A 1,090-nucleotide genomic window follows, 5' to 3' on the forward strand; every position below is an offset into this window, starting at 1 on the left:
GCCGCTCACGACCGGGTCCAGACCACGCTGCGCGAGATCGCCGACCACGCCGCCCACACCGACCCCTCGGGCTCCGGCCCGCTGACGCGCGCCCTGTTCACCCCCGCCGGCGCCGCCGTCCTCCTCGGCCTCCTCGCGGTGGCCGCCTCCCTGGTGATCTCGGTGCGCATCGGCCGCGGGATCGTCGCCGACCTGGTGGGACTGCGCAACAGTGCCCTGGAGATCGCCCGCCGCAAACTGCCGCAGGCCATGCGCAAGCTGCGGGCCGGTGAGGAGATCGACGTCCACGCCGAGGCCCCGCACGGCCCGCCCGCCGAGGACGAGACCGGACAGGTGGCCGAGGCACTGGGCACCGTGCACCGCGCCGCCCTGCGCGCCGCCGTCGAGCGCGCCGAACTGGCCGGCGGCATCTCCGGCGTCTTCGTCAACCTGGCGCGGCGCAGCCAGGTGCTGGTGCACCGCCAACTGGCCCTGCTGGACGGTATGGAGCGCCGCGCCGAGGACCCGGACGAACTGAGCGACCTGTTCCGCCTCGACCACCTCACGACCCGCATGCGGCGGCACGCCGAGTCGCTGATCATCCTCTCCGGCGCGGCCCCGGGCCGGGCCTGGAGCAGGCCGGTCTCGCTCACCAACGTGGTGCGCGCGGCCGTCTCGGAGATCGAGGACTACGCGCGGGTCGACGTCCGGCAGCTCGCCGAGGCCGCGGTCACCGGTGCGGCGGTCGCCGACCTCACCCACCTGCTCGCCGAACTCGTCGAGAACGCCGCCCAGTTCTCGCCGCCGCACACCAAGGTGCGGGTCACCGGTGAGGCCGTCGGCAACGGGTACGCGGTGGAGGTCGAGGACCGCGGGCTCGGCATGGGCCCCCAGACCCTGGCCGACGCCAACCGGCGGATCGAGCAGTCCGAGGCGCTGGACCTGTTCGACAGCGACCGGCTGGGGCTGTTCGTGGTCAGCCGTCTCGCCGCCAGGCACGGCATCAAGGTGCATCTGAGGCCCTCGCCCTACGGCGGCACCACCGCCGTGGTGCTGTTGCCGAGGAACCTGCTGCACGAGGAGACGGGGCACGCGGCGGACGGCGCGGACG

The 1,090-nt window shown here is 74.3% G+C and carries 1 protein-coding gene; it reads left to right on the top strand.

What is annotated here, in order from left to right; all coding sequences use genetic code 11:
* Positions 1-1,090: sensor histidine kinase KdpD (locus HW445_RS32160; protein ID WP_180224278.1), on the top strand; the 1,090-nt coding region annotated here is incomplete at both ends.

Origin of the sequence: Streptomyces sp. UH6 (assembly GCF_013421635.1) — a bacterium.
GTDB classification, from domain to species: domain Bacteria; phylum Actinomycetota; class Actinomycetes; order Streptomycetales; family Streptomycetaceae; genus Streptomyces; species Streptomyces abyssomicinicus.